Genomic DNA, 20,094 nt, shown 5'->3' with positions numbered 1-20,094 from the left:
GTGCCTCACACCGCTCCGACCCCTGTCACGAGGGACTTGGCGTCGAGGACTTCGCAGTAGGCCGCCTCGGTGGCCGCCGCGACCTGCCCCCAGCCGTACCGGCGCAGGACCCTGCGCCGCCCCGCCTCGCCGCTCGCCTCGCGCAGCGCGGGGTCGGCGAGGAGTTCGGCGACGGCGCGGGCCAGGGCCTCGGGGTCGCGGGGCGGCACGAGGCGGCCGGTGGCCGGGTCGGCGACCGTGTCCAGCTGTCCGCCGACGGCGCTGGCGACGACCGGTCTGCCGCACGCCATCGCCTCCAGCGGCACGATGCCGAACGGTTCGTAGTCCGCGGGGCACAGCACGACGTCGGCCGCGCGCAGCAGCGCCGGCACGTCGCCGCTCGGTACGCCGCCGGTGAAGCGGACCCGGTCGGCGACGCCCGTCTCGCGGGCGAGCGCGCGCAGCCTGCGGACCTCGGGGTCGTCGGCGAGCCGGTCGGCGGGCGGGCCGCCGACCACGACGAGCTCGGTCTCGGGCAGCCGGGCCAGCGCGGCGACGGAGACAGCCGCGCCCTTGCGCGGGACGAGACGGCCCAGCTGGAGCAGCTGGTGCCGCTGGGCGCCGCGTTCGGCGACCGGCCCCCGCGGGGTGAAGAGTTCGGTGTCGACGCCGCACGGCACGATGCCGACCTTGGCGGCGGGGACGCCCATCCTGCCCAGTTCGGCGACCTCGTCGCGGCAGGTGGCGATGATCCGGTCGCAGCCGAGGCCCACCTCCGTCTCCAGCGCGATCCGCCGGGGCGGGCTGGGGTCGGCGAGCTGCTGATGGCGTCGCTTCACCGTGCCGAGTGCGTGATACGTGTGCAGCAGGGGCAGGCCGACTTCGCGTGTGGCCCGCAGCGAGGCGAGCCCGGACATCCAGAAGTGCGAGTGGACCACGTCGGGCGGGCGGCCGTGCCAGACCCGCGCCAGGTAGCGGCCGAACTCGTCCATGTGGGGCAGGAGTTCGTCCTTGGGTATCTGCTCGGGCGGGCCCGCGGGCACGTGGTGCACCTGTACTCCGGCGCGCAGCGCGACGCGTTCGGGCAGGTCGGGTGCGTCCCTGCGGGTGTGGACGGTCACCCGGTGGCCGCGGTCGGCGAGCGCGCCGGCGAGGCAGGCCACGTGCACGTTCTGGCCGCCCGCGTCGACGCCGCCGAGGGCGGCGAGCGGGCTCGCGTGTTCCGAGACGAGTGCGATCGACAGCACGCCGGGGCCGACGGGTTCGGCGCCGAGGACGCCGGAGTCGAGGGGGCCGAGGGTCGAGGTCATGAGATCGCCTCCGTCAGCACGCGCTCCCAGTCGTCGAGGAAGCGCTTGAGTCCGTACCTTTCGAGAGCGGCCTGGCGGGCGCGTGCGCCGTCCTCGGCCGCGGCCTCCGGTTCGTGCAGGTAGTGCCGGGCGGCCTGCGCCAGGACCTCGGGGCGGGTGGAGAGGGTGCCCGTGCCGCGCGGCACGGCCTCGACCGCCTCCGTGGTGGCGAGCGCCACGACCGGCATGCCCAGGTGCATGGCCTCCAGCAGGGAGAGGCCGAGGGACGTCCAGCGCACCGGGTGCAGATACAGGCGGCGCTCGGCGAGCGCCGCGTGCAGTTCGCTCTGCGGGAGGTCAGCGGTGCGGCAGCGGTCCTCGGGGAGGCCCAGGTGCTCGGCCAGGCCCTCGGTCCGCATGCCGAAGACATCGAGAGGGGCCGCTGCGCTCAGGTCGGGGAGGAGGTCGGTGCCGGTGTGGCGGCCGCGGCGCACCGGTTCGTTGACGACCACGGCGGCCCGGGCGATGCGGCCGGTGTACTGGTGGCCGGGGTCGACGATGCCGTGCTCGATCACCTCGGTGCGTGCGGTGCCGTTGTCCCAGAACAGCCGGTTGAAGTGCGTGACGTGGACGAGTGTGAGGTCGTCGCGGTCGGCGCACGGGTGCCGGGTGTCGGGTACGTCGCCGTCCGGTGCGTTGTGTTCCAGGTACACGGCGGGCACGTCGCGCCCGGGACGCCGGCCGCCGAGCCAGCGCTCGGCCAGCTCGGGTTCGTGCGGCCGCTGGAAGAGGACGAGGTCGACCTCTGCGTCACGCAGTTCTTCGGGTGTGATCTCGCGCACCGAGTCGGGCCAGGCGAAGGTACGGGCTCGGCCGAGGCCGTCGGGGCCTCGGTCCGGTGTGACGGGAACGAGGTAGGTGTGTGGCCCCTGCACGAACGAGGTCGTCCAGGAGCCGTGCACGTGCCACAGCAGGATGTTCATACGGTCGCTCCTCGTTCGGTTCCGGGCGTGCGGCCCTTTCCGGTCGGCGGGCGGGACAGGGCGGTCACCGGTCGCGGGCGGGTCCGGCGGTCGGTGGTGCCGTCGGTGCCGGTGTCGGAGTCGGCGGCAACAAAGGCGCCGGAAGCACGGACGGCATCAGAAGCACCTGCGGCATCGGAGGTCAGTGCCGCCACAGCGGCGAGCACCTCCGCGTCGCCGACACCGTCGAGGCAGGGGTGGCCGGGCACCGGGCAGGTCCGCGCCCTGCTGTCCGCGCACCGCGCGCGCTGGTCGCCGAGCAGCACGTGGCGTACGCCGTACGGGCCCCAGCGCTCGGCCGGCACCACCGGCGCGAACAGGCTGGCGACGGGGGTGCCCACGGCGGCGGCGAGGTGCCCGGGCCCGGTGTTGCCGACCACCGCCACCCGTGCCGCCGCGAGCACGCCCGCCAGTTGCCGCAGGTCGGTTGCTCCGCCGAGGTCGAGGCCGTGCCGTCCGGCGACCTCCGCGGTCAGTTCGCGCTCCCCCGGCCCGCCGGTGACCACGACCCGGTGCCCGGCGGAGGCGAGGGCCGCCACGGCACGGCGTGCCCGGTCAGGGCTCCAGGCGCGGGCCGGTACGGCGGCTCCCGGGTGGACCACCACATACGGTTCGCCCCCGGTGAGGGACGTGGTGTCGGGCGGTGTCGTCACGCGCAGGGCCCCGTCGTCGCCGGGCGGCAGCGCGAAGCCCGCGGCTTCGGCGAGGTCCAGGGCGGCCTGGGCCTCGTGGCGGTGGGGCAGCCGGTGGTGGCGCAGGTCTAGGAGGGCGCCCGGATAGTCCTCGCTGTCGGCGGCCGTCCACGCGACCCCGGCGAGCTTCAGGAGCAGCGCGACGGGCAACGGGCTCTGGTGGTAGGAGACGAGGATCAGGGCCCGGTCGAAACGACCTGCCGTCACCGTGTTGAGCATCTGACGCGTCGCCTCCCGCGACACCTGCGCGGGTTCCAGGCCCACCCACGGCGCGTCGTACACCAGCACGTCGTCCACGCCGGGCAGCAGCTCGCCCGCGGGGACGCCCTGCGGCCCGCAGAGCAGCGCGGTGTACGAGGAGCCGGCCGCCACGGCACGCACGGCGGGCCCGGCAAGAAGTACGTCGCCCGCGCTGTCGAGACGTACGACGAGGGTGCGCGGAAGGGACGGGGTGCCGGTCATCGCCGCTCCCCCTCCCCTGTGCCTGCCCCGGGCGCGCCGACGGCCGCTGCCCGGCGGGCCGTACCCCTCGGGCCGAGGGCGAGGCGGACCGCGGTGAGCAGGTCGGGCGCCACGGTGTCGGCCGCGTCGATCTCTTCGGCACGCGTGACCGGGGTGGGGACCAGGACGCCGCGGGCTCCGGCGGCGCGGGCGGCGTCCGTGTCGGCTCCGATGTCGCCGATGACGGTGGTGCGGCCGACGGGGACGCCCAGTCGCTCGCACGCGGCGAGCACCAGGCCGGGCGCCGGTTTGCGGCAGCCGCAGCCGTCGCCGGGGCCGTGCGGACAGATGGCCCAGACGGCGAACGGTCCGAGGAGGCCCTCCACGCGCCGCCGCACCGCGTCGACCTGGGCGCGGGTCAGCAGGCCGCGGGCCACGCCCGACTGGTTGCTGACGACGCCGACCGGGATGCCCGCCGCCCGGGCGGCCCGGACGGCGGCGCGCGCGGTCGGCGCGAGCCGTACCAGCGCGGGGTCGCCGTTGTAGGGCACGTCCTCGACGAGGGTGCCGTCGCGGTCGAAGAGGATCGCCGCGGGGCGGTCCGGGTGATCGCCGTGCGGGGCCGACACCGCCCCTCGGGGGCCGTCGATCAGCCAGGGGCCTTCGCGCCCGCACGCGATGGTGGCCGTGCGCGGGGTTTCCGGAGGGCGCCGGCTCATCGGCGCACCCGTTCCTCGTGGGCCGGCCGGACCGGCGGGGGCGAGCCGTGGCCGGGCGCGGCCGGGTGCGGGCCGAGCTGTTCGACGCTGCGGTGTACGACCTGTCCGCGCAGCCAGTGCCAGACGGCGGCGGGCGGGATGAGCACGCTGGTCAGCGCCATGGCGGTGACTTCCTCCCGGTTCCGCGGGCCGGGCAGGATCCGGGCGAGGGCGAACTCGGCGGTGCCGGCCAGCCAGCCGGCGGCGCAGACGGTGGCGGCCCCGGGTCTGCGGAGCGCGGCGCAGGCGAGGGTTCCCGCGGCCGCCGCGGTCACCGCGATGTGGCGGCGCAGCCGGCCGCGGGGCGCGGCGGCGCGGGCCCACCAGTCGGGTCCGTGCAGCCGTGTCATGAGGACGTCGTCCGCGTTCCCGGCCTGCACGCGCACGGAGACCCAGCGGTCGGCGGGGCGTACCGGATGTGCCGTGGTGCGTGTGCCCGCGTCGACCGTCCAGCCCGCGGCGAGGACCCGCAGCGCGAGGTCGGCGTCTTCCCTGAAGGCGCGCCGGAACCGCTCGTCGAAGCCGCCGACGGCCTCCAGCGCCTCGCGGCGGTACGCCATGTCGGCGGTGATCCACCGGGCGGTGGCGAGCCCCGCCGTGTTGCGTTCCCAGTCCGTGGGTCTGCGGTGCTCGGGGAGCGGTACGTCGATGTGGGCGGTGACCGCCGCGTCGCGCGGGGCCGCCGCCGCGAGGTCGAGTGCGAGGTCGTCGCACCAGGTGGGGCCGGGGACGACGTCGTCGTCGAGGAAGACGATCCACGGCACGCGCCCGGCCGCCCGCCACCCCGTGTTGCGGGCCGCGGCGGGCCCGCGGGCCTTGCCCTTCACCACGGTGGTGACGGGGCTCAGGGACGCCGGGACCTCGACGCGCAGCGGGGTCGTGCCGTCCGTTCCGGGCCGGTCGTCGACGAGGATCACCCGGTCCGGTGCGGGTCCCGCGGCAGCGGCGAGCGCGCGCAGGGTCACGTGCAGGCTCGGCCGGCCGAGGGTCGGGACGACGACGGCGTACGTGCCTTCGGGCGTGTTTCCGCTCCGCTTCCTGTCCGCGGCCATCAGGCACCGCCGCCTTCCGAGCCGCGGAAGAGGTCCTGGCGGCGGATCGCGTACGGGCCGATGGCCAGCAGGTCGACGGGTGAGGAGCCGAAGCACTCCAGCGCGTCGCGCGGGTCGTCCACCATGGGGCGGCCCGCCGTGTTGAGGCTGGTGTTGACCACGACCGGCAGCCCGGTGAGCTTCTCGAACTCGCCGAGCATGCGGGCGACCAGGGGTTCCTGGGCCGGGTCCACGGTCTGGATGCGGGCCGTCCCGTCGACGTGGACGACCGCGGGGATCCGGTCCCGCCAGGGCTCCGCCACGTCGTGCACGAAGAGCATGTACGGGCTGGGCATCGGCCCGTCGAAGATTTCCGGGGCGCGGTCGGCGAGGACCATGGGGGCGACGGGCCGGAACTGTTCGCGGCCCTTGACGTCGTTGAGGCGTTCCAGGTTGCCCGCGTGCCCGGGGTGGGCCATGAGCGAGCGGTGGCCGAGGGCCCGGGGGCCGTACTCGGACCGGCCCTGGAACCAGGCGACGATCCGGTTCTCCGCCAGCGCCCGCGCGACCGTAGCGGCGATGTCCGCGGGCCGCTCGAAGGTCACGGCGGCGGTCTTCAGCCAGGCGCCGAGTTCGGCGTCCGACCAGTCGCGGCCCAGGTCGGCGCCGGTCATGGGTTCAGGTGTGACGCCCTCGCCCGCGGTGAGGAGCAGCGCGCCGCCCAGTGCCGTGCCCGCGTCGCCCGCCGCGGGCTGCACCCACACCTGGGAGAAGGGGCCTTCGCGGGCGATCCTGGAGTTGGCGACGCAGTTCAGCGCGACGCCGCCGGCGAGGGTGAGCACGCGGTGGTGCGTCTTGCCGTGCAGCCAGCGCGCCAGGTCGAGCAGGGTCTCTTCGAGGACGGCCTGAGCGCTGGCGGCCACGTCCGCGTGGTCCTGGGTCCACGGTTCGTCCGCGCCGCGCGGCGGGCACAGCTCGTGCCACGGCACGGCGGTCGCGCGGAACCCTCCGTCGCCCGTCGGGTACACGTGCCGGCGCAGCTCCGGGAGCATGCGCGGGGTGCCGTGGGAGGCGAGGGCCATCACCTTGAACTCGTCGGAGGAGCGCAGGAATCCGAGGTGCTCGGTGAGCTCTTCGTAGACGAGGCCGAGGGAGTGCGGCAGGTCCTGGGCGTACAGCGGCTCCAGCTTGTCGCGGACGCGTCGTGCGGCGAGGTGCGAGGCGCGCTCGCCGCGGCCGTCGAGCACCAGGACGGAGGAGTCCTCCGCGTCCGGCGCGGCGAAGGCGCTCGACGCGGCGTGGGCCATGTGGTGCGGTACGAAGCGGACGATGCCCGGATCGAGGCCGGGCAGCGCGGTCTTGAGGAAGTTCGGGGCCTCGCGGGCGTAGGTCTGGCGCAGGTGGTCCCAGGGGTCGTCGAGGCCCATGGACTCGGCGGGCCTGGCGAGTCGGGGGTCGTAGGAGTAAGCGACCGCGTCGAGGTCCTCGGGCCGTAGGCCGGCCCTGCTCAGGCACCAGGCGGCGGCCTGTTCGGGCAGTTCCCAGGCCGAGAACGGCAGGGGCCGTTTGCCGTGTTTGCGCCGGGAGAACCGCTCCTCCTCGGCGGCGGCGACGGTCCTGCCGTCGATCACGAGGGCGGCGGCGGGGTCGTGGAAGAGGGCGTTGATTCCGAGGACGCGCATGGGGTGTCCGAGATTCTGTCGGCGGTCCTTGGCCCGTGTCCGGTGCCGCGGTCGTGGGCGCGTGGGCGCACGGGTGACAGCGGTACGGGACCATGACCAAGCTGGTCTGGGCAGGCGGGTCTCCCGCGAGGGGCGGCGCGGCGGGCGCGCGGCGCGGCGGTCAGTGGGCCGCTGTGGCGCGGAACCAGTCGATGGTGCGCCGCAGACCTTCCTCGGCGGTGACTTCCGGTTCCCAGCCGAGTTTGTCGCGGGCCAGGGTGATGTCCGGGCAGCGCACGGCGGGGTCGTCGGTCGGCCGGTCGATGAAGCGGATCTCCGAGCGGGAGCCGGTGAGTTCGATGACCAGGCGCGCCAGTTCGAGCATCGTGATCTCGGTGGGGTTGCCGATGTTGACCGGGCCGCGCATGCCGTGGGCGGCCGCCGCGAGGATGCCGCGCACGGTGTCGTCGACATAGCAGAGCGAGCGGGTCTGGTTGCCGTCGCCGGTGACGGTGAGCGGCTCGCCGTCGAGCGCCTGGCGGACGAAGGTCGGCACGGCCCTGCCGTCGTGGCCGCGCATGCGGGGGCCGTAGGTGTTGAAGAGGCGCACGATGCCGGTGTCGGTGCCTTCGGCGTCGGCGTGTGCGGTGGTCAGGGCCTCGCCGAACCGCTTCGCCTCGTCGTACACGCTGCGCGGTCCGACCGGGTTGACGTGGCCCCAGTACCGCTCGTCCTGGGGGTTCTGCTCCGGGTCTCCGTAGACCTCAGAGGTCGAGGCGAGCAGGAAGCGGGCGTCGGACCTGTGGGCGAGTTCCAGGGCGTGGCGTGTTCCGAGGCTGCCGGTGTCCAGGGTGTGCAGGGGGAGCCGCAGGTAGTCGGCGGGCGACGCCGGGGAGGCGAAGTGGAGGACGAGGTCGACGGGCCGCTCCACGGTGAGTCCCTCGGCGACGTTGGCCTGTATGAGCCGGAAGCCGGGCCGGTCGAGAAGTGGCGTCAGGTTCTCGGGCCGCCCTGTGCTGAAGTCGTCGACGCAGGTCACAGCGGTGCCTGCGGCCAGCAGGGCGGTGCAGAGATGCGAACCGACGAAGCCTCCGCCGCCGGTGACGACGGCGTGCTCCCACTTTCCTGACAGAGCTGTGGTCATCCAGGACTCCTCCGTGCGCGGGGACGGCGTGCCCGATGCGGTGCCGGCCGCCGGTCGCCGGCGGCTTCCGGGGCCGCCGAGTTCTCGATCAGCCTCTGTCAGGTGAGTGCGGACGGCTCGGTGGTGTACGGCATACGGGTGACATTGGTCGGGCCGTCGACCACGCGAAATGCCCGCCCGCGACGCCGGTGGCGGCGTCGCGGGCGGGCATCGGGAACGCGGGGCCCGGCTTCCGTGGTCAGTCGGAGGAGAGGGCTTCGAGGAGCTGTCCCACGGACGGGTCGGGGAGGCTGCGGGCCACGTCGGCCTGGGCGACGACGCCGACGAGGTCGTGGCCGTCGATCACCGGCAGTCTGCGGACCTTGTGGGACGTCATCGTGCGCATGATCTCGTCGGCGTCGTCGTCCGCGCCGATGGTGACGGCCTCGCCCTGGGCGAGCTCGCCGGCCTTGGTGTCGGCCGGGTCCTTGCCCCGGCCGAGGACCTTCACGACGATGTCGCGGTCCGTCAGCATGCCCTTGAGCCGGTTGTCGGTGCCGCAGATGGGCAGCGCCCCGACGCCGAGCTCGGTCATCTTCCGGGCGGCGAGCAGCACGCTTTCTTCGGCGCCGATGCACTCCGCGCCGCCGGTCATGATGTCTCTGGCGGTGGTCATGTCACTCCGTGGGTCGGTCCGCTGTGGGGGCAGCCCTATGGGTTCCCGGGAGCGGCACGGGGTGTATCGCCGCCGTACGGGTCTTTCTGCAGAGTCAGCCGAGGCCGCCGCTGCCGAAGCTGCCGCTGTTGCCCTTCCTGTGGTCCTCCGGGTCCTGGGAGGGGCTGGGGTGCGTGCCGGGCTTGCCGTATCCGCCGTTGAGCTCGTGCGGCAGGAGACGGCCGCCGTCGTGCGGCATCTCGTCCGCCTCGCGGTACTCCCGCTCCTCCCGCACCGGTCCGTCGTACGGCCGCTTCGGCTGCTCTTCGGGGGTCGGCGTCCGCGTCTCACGCGCCTGGGCGCGCCGGCCCCAGAAGAAGGCGGCCAGGAGCACGCCGGCCACGACGATGCCGGCGACCCACATCAGCAGGGCCACGGTGTGCGGGACAGCCAGTTCCATTGGTTCCATACAGGGGATGTACCCGCCCTGCCCGAAAAATAGCTTAAATCGCCCTTTTCGCGGCTTTAGCCCAGTTTTGCCCCACTAACCCCTCCTCACCTGCTACTCCACGGGTGTGGCCGTGCGCATGCGGTGGGCGAGGCGGGCCCTGCGCGTGGCGACGTCGACCGTGTACGCCTCGACGGTCATCGCCCGCTCGGACACCTTCAGCACCATGAAGCCGTGCTCGGAGAAGTTCTGCCAGGTCGACGGATGGTTGAAATGGGCCTTTCCGTCGCCGGCCTTTCCGGCTGCGCCGCAGACGATCTGCCGGGTGCCGCCGGTGCGGGCGGTGGGCTCCAGGATCTGCAGCGTGTGGTCGTGCCCGGACAGGATCAGGTCGGCGCGTCCGCACACCACCTCCTCGTACAGCTCCTTGAGGTGGATGCCGCTGGTGTAGTGGCCGATCACGAAACCGTCGTACGAACCGGCGCTGCCGTGCTTGCCGTTGTTCAGGTACGGGTGGTGGCCGAGCACGATCTTCCAGCGCGCCCGCGACGCCTTGAGCGCGCCGTCCAGCCACTCGCGCTGCGCGCGCATGTAGGGGCCGTTCCACCGGTAGTGCGGGTCGAGCTGAGCGACGTACGACGAGACGGGGTTGGTGTCGAGGGCGAAGAACTCCACCACCGGGTCGCTCCCGGCCGCGGCGGGCAGCGCGACGTTGTAGTAGCGGCTCGGCATGTACCAGCGGGGCGATCCCTTGGCGTAGGCGACCTCCCGGTCGCCGCGCGACGGGTCGCCGCCGCTGCCCGGTATCAGGCCGGAGCAGTCGTGGTTGCCGAGGACCATCAGCCACGGCATGTCCACACCGGAGTTGGGGTCCTCGAACTTGGTGCGGAACTCCGAGTCGTCGGCGGACTCGGGGCCGTTCTCGTAAATGTTGTCGCCGAGGCCGACCGCGAGGCCGATGCCTTCGGCGCGGCACACCTCGCGGGCGGCGGCGGCCACCGCGTGCTGGGCCTCCTCGCCGGTGCCGGCGTCACCGGTGAGGAGCACCGCGTACTCCCCCGCCCTATTCGGGGTGGTCGGGAAGGGGAACTTGTCGGTGCGGGAGGCCGCCGCCGCGGGGGTCTGCGCCGCGCCCGGCAGCACGGTCAGCGCGGCCGCGCCCGCCACCACACCGCCCAGCACGGTCCTGCGGCGCGGCGCCCGCATCTCCCTGACCCGCTCCCCCACCGGCCCTTCGGCGAGCGCCGGGTCGGCCCGCAGCCACTGGTCCTCCGTCAGGTCCGCGCCCGGTGGTATCAACTCGTCATCGCACATGGAGGGTTTCTCTCACGGGAGCGCGTGCGGTTGGTGGGGAACCAATGAACTCCTGGTGGACGAATGGACACGGGCTCGTGGCCCGCGATGCGGCGGCCCGACCGCAGGCCGCCGCCGCTGCCCACCCGGCCCTTACGCCGCCGTCACGACCTCCGCCGGGTCCACCGGCTCGGTGCCCTTGGCGAACTGCGTCCGGTACAGCTCCGCGTACCGTCCGTCGAGGGCCAACAGCTCGTCGTGCGTGCCGCGTTCGACGATCTGGCCCGCCTCGACGACGAGGATCTGGTCGGCGGAGCGGATCGTGGACAGCCGGTGCGCGATCACCACGGCGGTACGGCCTTCGAGCGCCTCGGCCAGCGCCTCCTGCACGGCGGCCTCGGAGGTGTTGTCCAGGTGGGCCGTCGCCTCGTCGAGGATGACGACGCGCTGCCCGGCGAGGAGCAGCCGTGCGATGGTCATCCGCTGCCGTTCACCTCCGGAGAGGCGGTATCCGCGCTCGCCGACCACGGTGTCCAGGCCGTCGGGCAGCGAGCGTACGAGGTCTTCGAGGCGGGCCCGCCGCAGCACGTCCCACAGCTCGTCCTCACTCGCGCCGGGCCGGGCGAGGAGCAGGTTGTCGCGGACGGACTCGTGGAAGAGGTGGCCGTCCTGCGTCACCATGCCGAGGGTGGCCCGCATCGAGTCGGCGGACAGGTCGCGCACATCGACGCCCCCGATCCGGACGGTTCCCTCGTCGGTGTCGTACAGGCGCGGCAGCAGCTGCGCGATGGTGGACTTGCCCGCTCCGGAGGAGCCGACGAGCGCGATGGTCTGGCCGGGCTCGGCGCGGAAGGACAGTCCGTGCAGGACTTCGTCGCCGCCGCGGGTGTCGAGCGAGGCGACCTCTTCGAGGGAGGCGAGGGAGACCTTGTCGGCGGACGGGTAGCCGAACCGGACGTCGTCGAACTCGATGGCGACGGGCCCGTCGGGCACCGGCACCGGCTCGGCCTTCTCCTCGATGAGCGGCTTCAGGTCGAGCACCTCGAAGACCCGCTCGAAGCTGACGAGCGCGCTCATCACCTCGACACGCGCCCCGGCCAGCGAGGTCAGCGGTGCGTAGAGCCGGGTGAGCAGCAGGGCCAGCGCGACGACGTCGCCCGCGGCCAGCGTCCCTTCCAGCGCGTAGTACCCGCCGAGGCCGTAGACGAGTGCCAGCGCGAGGGCCGACACCAGGGTGAGCGCGGTGATGAACGCGGACTGCGCCATGGCGGTCCGTACGCCGATGTCCCGTACCCTGCGGGCCCGCGCGGCGAACTCCGCGGACTCGTCGGCGGGCCGGCCGAAGAGCTTGATGAGGGTGGCGCCCGGCGCCGAGAAGCGCTCGGTCATGCGGGTGCCCATCGCGGCGTTGTGGTGCGCCGCCTCGCGCTGGAGTCTGGCCATGCGGGAGCCCATGCGGCGTGCGGGCACGACGAAGACGGGCAGCAGCACCAGCGCGAGGAGGGTGATCTGCCAGGAGAGCGTCAGCATGACGACGAGGGTCAGCAGCAGCGTGACGATGTTCCCGACGACGCCGGACAGGGTGTTGCTGAACGCGCGCTGGGCGCCGACCACGTCGTTGTTGAGGCGGCTGACCAGGGCGCCCGTGCGGGTGCGGGTGAAGAAGGCGACGGGCATCCGCTGTACGTGGTCGAAGACGGCGGTCCGCAGATCGAGGATGAGTCCTTCGCCGAGGTTCGCCGAAAGCCAGCGGCTCAGCAGCCCGAGGCCGGCCTCGGCGAGTGCGATCACGGCGATGAGCACGGCGTACCGCACGACGGTCGACGAGTCGGAGCCCTTGACGATGGCCGTGACAACATGCCCCGCGAGGACGGGAGTTGCCACGGCGAGCAGTGCGGTGAGGACGCTCAGCAGCACGAACTGCCAGATGCGTCGGCGGTGGGGACGGGCGAAGGCGCCGATGCGGCGCAGCGTGGCCCGGGCGAAGGGGCGGCGGTCCTGCTGCGCGGTCATGACGCTGTACATCTGCGTCCACGCGGTCGTTTCCATGCTCATACCGAAAGGTTAGAACCTCAACTAAACTTGAGGTCAAGCCTCGACCGCCGCTTTCACCTAGCCGAGTTCGAGCGAGGTGACGCCGAAGACCCGGCGCTCCGCGTACTCCCTGACCGGTCCCGTGTACATGCGGGCGGTGTCGAAGGTGGGTTTCATGCCGCGCGCCTCGGCGAGCGCCACCGCCTCCGGGTTGGTCTCGGGCACGTCCATCGCGACGGGCGCGCCGTTCGTCTCCGCGGCCAGCGCGTCCAGGAGCGCCTCGGCGTCGGCGCGGGTGTCGGCGAACAGCGGTCCGACGCGCAGGGCGTCGCGGCCGGGGCGGAGCACTCCGTACCCGGTCAGTCGGCCGTCGACGATGCGGGCGAGTGCGCGGTGGCCGGGGGCGGCGAGCCAGGACTCCAGGAAGCGCGGCCGGTCGGCGGGCAGACATCCGCTGTCGTACGCGAGGAGCGCCCGCAGGCCCGCGGCTTCGACGGGGCGCACATGCCGGTCGGGCGCGTCGGGCGCGGGGAGTGGGCCGAGGTAGCGCATTGTGCCGTGCCGCCACTCGAAGCCGGAGCGGCGGTAGTTGTCCTGCTGGGCGGGGACGCCGTCCAGGCCGACGGTCCTGCCGCCGGCGTGCGCGAGCCCCGCCCGCCAGGTGGCGAGCCCCAGGCCGTGGCCGCGCCGGTCGGGGCGGACCAGGTAGAAGCCCAGGAAGGCGTAGCTGTCGCCGTAGTTGACCACGGAGACCGCGGAGACCGGCTCGCCGTCGAGGCGCCCCAGGAAGAACCCGTCGGGGTCCTGTGCGAAGAACGAGGGGGCGTCGCGGAGGCCGGGGTTCCAGCCCTCGTCCGCCGCCCAGCCCGTCACCACTCGCCAGTCGTCGGGCGTCGCCCGTGAGATCGTGAGCCGCCCGGGGGCCGAGTCCGTCATCGCTGCACCCTTCTCGATCCGACACGGCGGGCCGTGGAGGACCGCGCCGGATGCATCCTGCCCGACCCGGTGTCAGCCGATGCCCGCCACGTGCCGGTCGCGTGCGGCGCCGAGCCCGGCCACGACCTGCGGCACCAGCAGGACGAGCAGGAGGACGAGCGGCACGGTCCAGCTGTGCGAGACGTCGTGGACGGCGCCCAGGAGGGTCGGCCCGGTGGCGGCGAGGATGTACCCGAAACACTGCGACATGCTGGAGAGCTGCGCCGCGTGCCGGGCGTCGGGCGCCCGCTGCACGATGAAGAGCAGCGCCAGGCTGATGGCCGCGCCCTGCCCGAGGCCGAGCAGCGTCATCCACAGATAGGCGCCGCCGACCGGTTCGACGAGCAGTCCGGCGAAGCCGAGCGCGCACAGGACGGCGCCGAGCGCGGCGAGAGTGCCGGAGCGCAGCCTGCGGCCGACGATCACCGGGGCCAGGAAGGAGCCCGCGATGCCGAGCAGCGAGGAGAAGGAGAGCATCCAGCCCGCGTCGCCCGCGTCCATCCCCGCGTCCTGGAAGACGGTCGGCAGCCAGGCGGCGGCCGCGTAGTAGTTGAGGGACTGCAGGCCCATGTACGCGGTGACCTGCCAGGCCAGCGGGGAGCGCCACAGGCCGCGTACGGGATGTGCGGCCTGCCGTGCCGCCGCGGCACCCACCCGTGTGCGCGACCTGATTTGCGGCAGCCACACGAGCAGCGCGACGACCGCGAGGGCGCCCCAACAGGCCAGCGTGGTACGCCAGTTCATGCCGCTCGCCTGTTGCACGGGCAGCGTCACACCGGCGGCGAGCGCCGCGCCGCCGAACAGCGACATCGAGTACAGGCCGGTCATCAGACCCGCCCTCGCGGGGAAGTCACGCTTGATGAGCCCGGGCAGCAGGACGTTGGCGACGGCGATGCCCGCGCCGATGACGACGGTGCCCGCGAAGAGCGCGACGACCGAGTCGAGCATGCGCAGGGCCGTGCCCGCGCAGATCAGCACCATGGTGCCGAGCAGCGAACGCTCCATGCCGAGGCTGCGGCCGAGCCGCGGGGCGACGGGCGCGAGCAGACCGAAACAGAGCAGCGGAAGCGCGGTGAGCAGGCTGGTCGCGGCGGCCGACATGCCGCTGTCGTCGCGGATGGTGTCGGCGAGCGGCGAGACGGCGACGAGGGCGGGACGCAGGTTGAGCGCGAGGAGCACGACCCCGAGGGCGAGGTAGAGGGCGCCGCGTCGGGTCATCGGGGACGTCGTTGCGGGGCTCGGTGGAGCCGCGGGGTTCGGGGGAACCTCGGGGTTCGGTGAGGCCGGGGCCGCCGTGGTGGTGGTGCTGCCGGGCGCGGGCTCGCCGGGCGACGGTGCCGCCTCACTCATGTGCTGCTCCTGGTTCGTTCTTGTCGGCGCCGGAGGCGGTGTCGGGGTCGGTGTCCGGCGCGGTGTGGGGGTCGGTGTCCGGCGCGGTGTGGTCGGTGTCGGGGTCGCCGGGCGGGTGGTCCCGCAGCGCGGCCATGCCCTCGTCGAGGTGGGCGAGGACCGCGGCCTCCGCGGCCTCGGGATCCCGGGCTTCGATGGCGTCGACGATCGCCTCGTGGCCCGCGAGCTGGTGGCGCACCGAGTCCGGGACGGGTGCGCCGATGACGGACTGCACCGTGGAGCGCAGGGCGTCACTGAGGTGTCCGTACAGCTCGGCGAGGACACTGTTGTGCGCCGCGTCGGCGACCGTCCGGTGGAAGGCCATGTCCGCGTCGACGAACGCGGCCACGTTTCCGCTCTCCCACGCGAGGGTGCGCTCGGCGAGAGCGGCCCGCAGCGTCGCCAGGTCCTCGTCCGTGCGGCGCTCCGCCGCGTACCTCGCGGCGTCCCGCTCCAGGCTGGCGCGGACTTCGTACGCCTCCAGGACGCCGGCCCTGCGCACCCTGCGCTGCACGGCCGCACCGAAGTCGCTGCTCGCCCGGACATAGGTGCCGTCGCCCTGCCGGGGCTCCAGCATGCCGGTGTGCACGAGGGCGCGGACCGCCTCCCTGACGGTGTTGCGCCCCACGGCGAGCTGCTCCACGAGCAGCGGTTCGGCCGGGATCTTCTCGCCGACCCGCCACTCCCCGTCGGCGATCAGGCTCTCCATCTGGGCGATGACGAGGTCGACGAGGCTGGTCCGGGCGGCGCTGCGCAACGGCATCGGTCGGCACCTTCTCTTCTCTCGGGCTCTTCTCTCGGACTTCTCTCGGGCGTGGAGACATGGGAACATCCCATGTTTTCGGCTGTCAAACGAGGCTTTACCTTCCACCTCTGGTCTAGACCTTGACAGGTTCAGACCATTTTCGCTTGGGTTCGTGGGACCCCTGGAGGCGCGGCCCCCCGCAAACCGCGCCGCCCGTAAGGAGAGTTGGCATGATCCGACGCTTCACCAGCTTCGCGGCCGCGCTCGCCGCGCTCGGCGCGCTGATCGTCCTCGGCCCGGCCGCCACCACGGCGTCCGCCGCCGAGTGCGCCGCGCCCTGGAGCTCCTCGTCCGTCTACACGGGCGGCAAGTCGGCCTCGTACAACGGACACAACTGGACCGCCAAGTGGTGGACCCAGAACGAGACGCCGGGCCGCTCCGACGTCTGGGCCGACCAGGGCACCTGCGGCGGCGGGACGGACCCGGGCAACCCCGACCCGTCCGGCTTCGTCGTCAGCGAGGCCCAGTTCAACCAGATGTTCCCGAGCCGGAACCCCTTCTACACGTACAAGGGCCTGACCGACGCGCTCAAGTCCTACCCGGGCTTCGCGAACACCGGCAGCGACACCGTCAAGCGCCAGGAGGCGGCGGCGTTCCTCGCCAACGTCAGCCATGAGACGGGCGGCCTGAAGTACGTGGTCGAACAGAACCAGAACAACTACCCGCACTACTGCGACAAGACCCAGCCCTACGGCTGCCCGGCGGGACAGGCCGCCTACTACGGCCGCGGCCCGATCCAGCTGAGCTGGAACTTCAACTACAAGGCGGCGGGCGACGCCCTCGGCATCGACCTGCTCAACAACCCCTACCTGGTCGAGCAGAAGCCGGCCATCGCCTGGCAGACGGGCCTCTGGTACTGGAACACCCAGAGCGGCCCCGGCAAGATGACCCCGCACAACGCCATGGTCAACGGCGCCGGATTCGGCGAGACCATCCGCGCCATCAACGGCACCCTGGAGTGCAACGGCGGCAACCCCGCCCAGGTCCAGAGCCGCATCGACCGCTACAAGGCCTTCACCCAGCTCCTGGGCACCACCCCGGGCGCGAACCTGAGCTGCTGACCCACGACTGACCTCGAGTTGCCGGTACGGCCCGGGCGGGTCCCCTTCCACGGGGCCCGCCCGGCGCTACGCCCCCAGCAACCGGGCCGCGCCGGCCCGGGCCTGGCGCGCCGGTTCGGGTGAGCCGGAGATCGCGGCGGCCGTCATGGCGCCTTCCGCGAGCAGGACCAGGGGACCGACGACCGACTCCGGCTCCCCGGTCTCCGCCACCAGCCCGGCCACGTACTCCGCGAACGCCTCCTTGTGCGCCCGGACGGTGTCGGCCACCGCGGGGTCGACGGCGCCGAGCTCCCCGTACGCGTTGATGAAGGCGCAGCCGCGGAAGTCCGGTTCGGTGAACCAGTCGTACAGCCAGTCGTAGACCGCGAGGACGCGCTCCCGGCCCTCGGGGCTGCCCTCCACATGGGCGGCGAGGCGAGCCCGCCAGCGGCGGTCGCGTCGGTCCAGACAGGCCCGGATCAGCTCCGACTTGGCGGGGAAGACCTTATAGAGCCGCTTGAGCGAGACACCCGACGCGGTGCGGACCTGGTCCATGCCGACGGCCTGGATGCCGCGCTCGTAGAAGAGCCGTTCGGCGACGTCGAGGACTCTGACTTCCGCTTCCGCGTGATCCATGGAGGCTTCCCACCGGTCGAGAACGTGCGTTCTCCCACAGTACTACGCACTGCGGCAGCCCGGCACCATTGCGCGAGAACGGCCGTTCTCCTATCGTGGCGAGCCCGACGGAGAACGCTCGTTCTCCGTACCGACCTCAGCAAGGAGCACCCCCTCCATGGACGCGATCTCAGCCACGGCAGCCACGGCGACCACACCCACCCGTCCCCCCGCCCCGCCCTTCACCCGCGAGAGCGCGATCGAGAAGGTGCGCCTCGCCGAGGACGGCTGGAACAGCCGCGACCCCGAGAGGGTGGCCCTCGCCTACAGCGAGGACTCCCGCTGGCGCAACCGCGCGGAGTTCGTCACGGGATGCGAGGCCATCGTCGGCTTCCTGTCCCGCAAGTGGGCCCGTGAGCTCGACTACCGGCTCATCAAAGAGCTGTGGGCGCACGACAGCCACCGCATCGCGGTGCGCTTCGCCTACGAGTGGCACGACGACTCGGGCAACTGGTTCCGCTCGTACGGCAACGAGAACTGGGAGTTCGACGACAGCGGCCTGATGCACACCCGCCACGCCTGCATCAACGACCTCCCCATCCGGGAATCCGACCGCCTGTACCACTGGCCTCTCGGCCGCCGTCCCGACGACCACCCCGGCCTCACCGACCTCGGTCTCTGAGCGGCCGAAAGCACTGCCGGGGCCGGGTGTTTCCCCCTCGCACACTGGGCACCCGGTCGGCGACAACGGCCCGGTCCACCGCGTGGACGACGAGGCCGAACGGTACGCCGACCGCCAAGGAGATCCACATGACCACCGCACGCGAGATCATGACGCCGGGCGCGGAGTGCGCCGGAGCCGAGGAGACCGTGCTCCAGGCGGCCACCAAGATCACCGAGCTGGGCGTCGGTGCCCTCCCCATCTGCGGGACCGACAACCGCCTCAAGGGCGTCATCACCGACCGGGACATCGTGGTGAAGGTCCTGGGCAAGGGCAAGGACCCCTCGAAGGTCCTCGTGAAGGAGCTCGCGCAGGCCGAGGCCGTCACCATCGGCGCGGACGACAGCGTCGACGAGGTCTTCGCGACCATGACGTCGCACAAAGTACGCCGGCTCCCCGTGATCGACGGGCGCTCCCTGGTGGGCATGGTCGCGCTCGCCGACGCCGCCCGTGCCCTGACCGACCCCAAGGCGGGCCAGCTCCTGGAGGCACTCTCCACGGAGTGACCACCCCGCCTCTCCGATCGATCACCTCGCCGTGGGGCGGGCAGCCGCCCCACGGCACCGGGCGGCCCTCTCCGGCATGCCACCGCACACGGGTCGCCCTACGGTGGACATTCCGGGGCCGCGCCGCTCGGCGCCACACCGCCCCGGCCCCGCCGGGCCCCGGGCACCCCGAGGAGGAACCGCATGCCCATCGCCACGGTCGACCCGGCCACCGGTGAGACCCTCGAAACGTTCGAGCCGCTGTCCGCCGCCGAGATCCAGCAACGCCTCGCGACGGCGGAGTCCGCGTACGCCCACCACCGCACCACCGGCTTCGCCGAGCGCGCTCGGCTCCTCAACCGCGCCGCCGACCTCCTGGAGGAGGACGCCGCGGACGTCGCCCGCACCATGACGACCGAGATGGGCAAGCCGGTGAAGGCCGCGAAGGCGGAGGCCGCGAAGTGCGTCAAGGCCATGCGCTGGTACGCGGAGCGCGCCGAGGGGCTGCTCGCGGACGAACAGCCCGCCCAGGACGACGTGTCCGACTCCGGCGCGTCCCGGGCCGTCGTCCACTACCGCCCCCTCGGCGTCGTCCTGGCCGTGATGCCGTGGAACTTCCCGGTCTGGCAGGTCATCCGCTTCGCCGCCCCCGCCCTCATGGCGGGCAACGTCGCCCTGCTCAAACACGCGTCGAACGTGCCGAGGACCGCCCTCTACCTCGAAGACCTCTTCCGCCGCGCCGGCTATCCGGAAGGCTGCTTCCAGACGCTGCTGATCGGCTCGGGCGAGGTCGAGGACATCCTGCGCGACCGGCGGGTGGCCGCGGCGACGCTCACCGGCAGCGAGCCCGCGGGACGCTCGGTGGCGTCCGTCGCGAGCGACGAGATCAAGAAGACCGTGCTGGAACTCGGCGGCAGCGACCCCTATCTGGTGCTGCCCAGCGCCGACGTCGAGGGGGCTGCCGCGACCGCCGTGACCGCCCGGGTCCAGAACAACGGCCAGTCCTGCATCGCCGCCAAGCGCTTCATCGTGCACACCGATGTCTACGACGCCTTCCGCGAGCGGTTCGTCGCCGGTATGCGGGAGCTGACCGTGGGCAACCCGATGGACGAGGGCACCGATGTGGGCCCGCTGTCGAGCGAGCAGGGCCGCGCGGATCTGGAGGAGCTCGTCGAGGACGCGCTGAACCGGGGTGCCACCGCGCTCTGCGGCGGCGAGCGGCCCAAGGAGCAGGAGCGGGGCTGGTACTACTCCCCGACCGTCCTGGCGGACGTCACTCCAGAGATGAGGATTCACCAGGAGGAGACGTTCGGTCCTGTGGCCACGCTCTACCGCGTCGCGGACCTGGACGAGGCCGTGGAGCTGGCCAACGACACACCCTTCGGCCTGAGTTCGAACGTGTGGACCCGCGACGACGCCGACATGGCGCGGTGCGTACGCGATCTCCAGGCGGGCGGCGTCTTCTTCAACGGCATGACCGCCTCCCACCCGGGCCTGCCCTTCGGCGGCATCAAACGCTCCGGCTACGGACGGGAGCTGGCGGGCCACGGCATCCGCGAGTTCTGCAACGCCACGACCGTCTGGTACGGCGCCGCGGAGTGAACCAAGCGGTCCCGGGGTGCCGGCGGGCGCCCCGGG

19 protein-coding genes are annotated in these 20,094 nt (G+C 73.0%); 4 read left to right on the top strand and 15 right to left on the bottom strand.

Annotated elements, in window-relative coordinates; genetic code table 11:
• Positions 1–5: 5 nt before the first annotated feature.
• The 14 genes from ACZ56E_RS02105 to ACZ56E_RS02040 all read right to left on the bottom strand — a co-directional run bounded on the left by ACZ56E_RS02105 (position 6) and on the right by ACZ56E_RS02040 (position 15,553).
• Complete coding sequence (locus ACZ56E_RS02105; RefSeq protein WP_471209910.1) at positions 6–1,289, bottom strand: glycosyltransferase; 1,284 nt, start codon at positions 1,287–1,289, stop codon at positions 6–8.
• Entirely contained in the window at positions 1,286–2,251 is a 966-nt protein-coding gene (locus ACZ56E_RS02100) for a glycosyltransferase (RefSeq protein ID WP_471209907.1), read from the bottom strand. The genes ACZ56E_RS02105 and ACZ56E_RS02100 overlap by 4 nt, the downstream gene beginning before the upstream one ends.
• Entirely contained in the window at positions 2,248–3,444 is a 1,197-nt protein-coding gene (locus ACZ56E_RS02095; protein WP_471209906.1) for a glycosyltransferase family 9 protein, read from the bottom strand. The genes ACZ56E_RS02100 and ACZ56E_RS02095 overlap by 4 nt, the downstream gene beginning before the upstream one ends.
• Positions 3,441–4,142 (bottom strand): HAD-IIIA family hydrolase, encoded by a 702-nt coding sequence (locus ACZ56E_RS02090; protein WP_471209903.1) that lies wholly within the window; start codon positions 4,140–4,142, stop codon positions 3,441–3,443. The genes ACZ56E_RS02095 and ACZ56E_RS02090 overlap by 4 nt, the downstream gene beginning before the upstream one ends.
• Positions 4,139–5,233 carry a glycosyltransferase family 2 protein gene (locus tag ACZ56E_RS02085; RefSeq protein WP_471209900.1) on the bottom strand — a complete coding sequence of 365 codons (1,095 nt, stop codon included), beginning with the start codon at positions 5,231–5,233 and terminating at the stop codon, positions 4,139–4,141. The genes ACZ56E_RS02090 and ACZ56E_RS02085 overlap by 4 nt, the downstream gene beginning before the upstream one ends.
• Positions 5,233–6,894 (bottom strand): carbamoyltransferase family protein, encoded by a 1,662-nt coding sequence (locus ACZ56E_RS02080; RefSeq protein WP_471209898.1) that lies wholly within the window; start codon positions 6,892–6,894, stop codon positions 5,233–5,235. The genes ACZ56E_RS02085 and ACZ56E_RS02080 overlap by 1 nt, the downstream gene beginning before the upstream one ends.
• 160 nt (positions 6,895–7,054) lie before the next feature.
• Entirely contained in the window at positions 7,055–8,017 is a 963-nt protein-coding gene (locus tag ACZ56E_RS02075) for an NAD-dependent epimerase/dehydratase family protein (RefSeq protein ID WP_471209897.1), read from the bottom strand.
• A 238-nt stretch (positions 8,018–8,255) separates the two neighbouring features.
• Entirely contained in the window at positions 8,256–8,672 is a 417-nt protein-coding gene (locus ACZ56E_RS02070; protein ID WP_471209896.1) for a CBS domain-containing protein, read from the bottom strand.
• Between the two features lie 94 nt (positions 8,673–8,766).
• On the bottom strand, positions 8,767–9,120 hold the full coding sequence (locus ACZ56E_RS02065) for a DUF6479 family protein (RefSeq protein ID WP_471209893.1): 354 nt from the start codon (positions 9,118–9,120) through the stop codon (positions 8,767–8,769).
• Positions 9,121–9,213: 93 nt separating this feature from the next.
• On the bottom strand, positions 9,214–10,413 hold the full coding sequence (locus tag ACZ56E_RS02060) for a metallophosphoesterase (protein WP_471209890.1): 1,200 nt from the start codon (positions 10,411–10,413) through the stop codon (positions 9,214–9,216).
• A 132-nt stretch (positions 10,414–10,545) separates the two neighbouring features.
• Entirely contained in the window at positions 10,546–12,447 is a 1,902-nt protein-coding gene (locus ACZ56E_RS02055) for an ABC transporter ATP-binding protein (protein WP_471209887.1), read from the bottom strand.
• A 57-nt stretch (positions 12,448–12,504) separates the two neighbouring features.
• A complete protein-coding gene (locus ACZ56E_RS02050; RefSeq protein WP_471209884.1) occupies positions 12,505–13,362 on the bottom strand; it encodes a GNAT family N-acetyltransferase in 858 nt (285 codons plus the stop codon).
• A 72-nt stretch (positions 13,363–13,434) separates the two neighbouring features.
• Entirely contained in the window at positions 13,435–14,751 is a 1,317-nt protein-coding gene (locus tag ACZ56E_RS02045; RefSeq protein ID WP_471209881.1) for a CynX/NimT family MFS transporter, read from the bottom strand.
• Positions 14,744–15,553: a FadR/GntR family transcriptional regulator gene (locus ACZ56E_RS02040; RefSeq protein WP_471209878.1), complete on the bottom strand. Its 810-nt coding sequence runs from the start codon at positions 15,551–15,553 to the stop codon at positions 14,744–14,746. Before ACZ56E_RS02040 ends, ACZ56E_RS02045 begins: the two co-directional genes overlap by 8 nt.
• 212 nt (positions 15,554–15,765) lie before the next feature.
• Between ACZ56E_RS02040 and ACZ56E_RS02035 the strand changes: the two genes are divergently transcribed.
• Positions 15,766–16,656 carry a glycoside hydrolase family 19 protein gene (locus ACZ56E_RS02035; protein WP_471209875.1) on the top strand — a complete coding sequence of 297 codons (891 nt, stop codon included), beginning with the start codon at positions 15,766–15,768 and terminating at the stop codon, positions 16,654–16,656.
• A gap of 66 nt (positions 16,657–16,722) precedes the next feature.
• Here the strand turns inward: ACZ56E_RS02035 and ACZ56E_RS02030 are convergent, their stop codons facing one another.
• A complete protein-coding gene (locus tag ACZ56E_RS02030) occupies positions 16,723–17,271 on the bottom strand; it encodes a TetR/AcrR family transcriptional regulator (RefSeq protein ID WP_471209872.1) in 549 nt (182 codons plus the stop codon).
• Between the two features lie 157 nt (positions 17,272–17,428).
• Between ACZ56E_RS02030 and ACZ56E_RS02025 the strand changes: the two genes are divergently transcribed.
• The 3 genes from ACZ56E_RS02025 to ACZ56E_RS02015 all read left to right on the top strand — a co-directional run bounded on the left by ACZ56E_RS02025 (position 17,429) and on the right by ACZ56E_RS02015 (position 20,058).
• Positions 17,429–17,932 carry a nuclear transport factor 2 family protein gene (locus ACZ56E_RS02025; protein WP_471209869.1) on the top strand — a complete coding sequence of 168 codons (504 nt, stop codon included), beginning with the start codon at positions 17,429–17,431 and terminating at the stop codon, positions 17,930–17,932.
• Between the two features lie 128 nt (positions 17,933–18,060).
• Entirely contained in the window at positions 18,061–18,477 is a 417-nt protein-coding gene (locus ACZ56E_RS02020) for a CBS domain-containing protein (protein ID WP_471209866.1), read from the top strand.
• A gap of 183 nt (positions 18,478–18,660) precedes the next feature.
• Entirely contained in the window at positions 18,661–20,058 is a 1,398-nt protein-coding gene (locus tag ACZ56E_RS02015; RefSeq protein WP_471209863.1) for an NADP-dependent succinic semialdehyde dehydrogenase, read from the top strand.
• Positions 20,059–20,094: the final 36 nt, after the last annotated feature.

The sequence above is a fragment of the Streptomyces sp. NPDC039480 genome (genome assembly GCF_055597165.1).
Note: the sequence above shows the minus strand (reverse complement) of the source record. Positions and strands in the feature narration are given on the sequence as shown.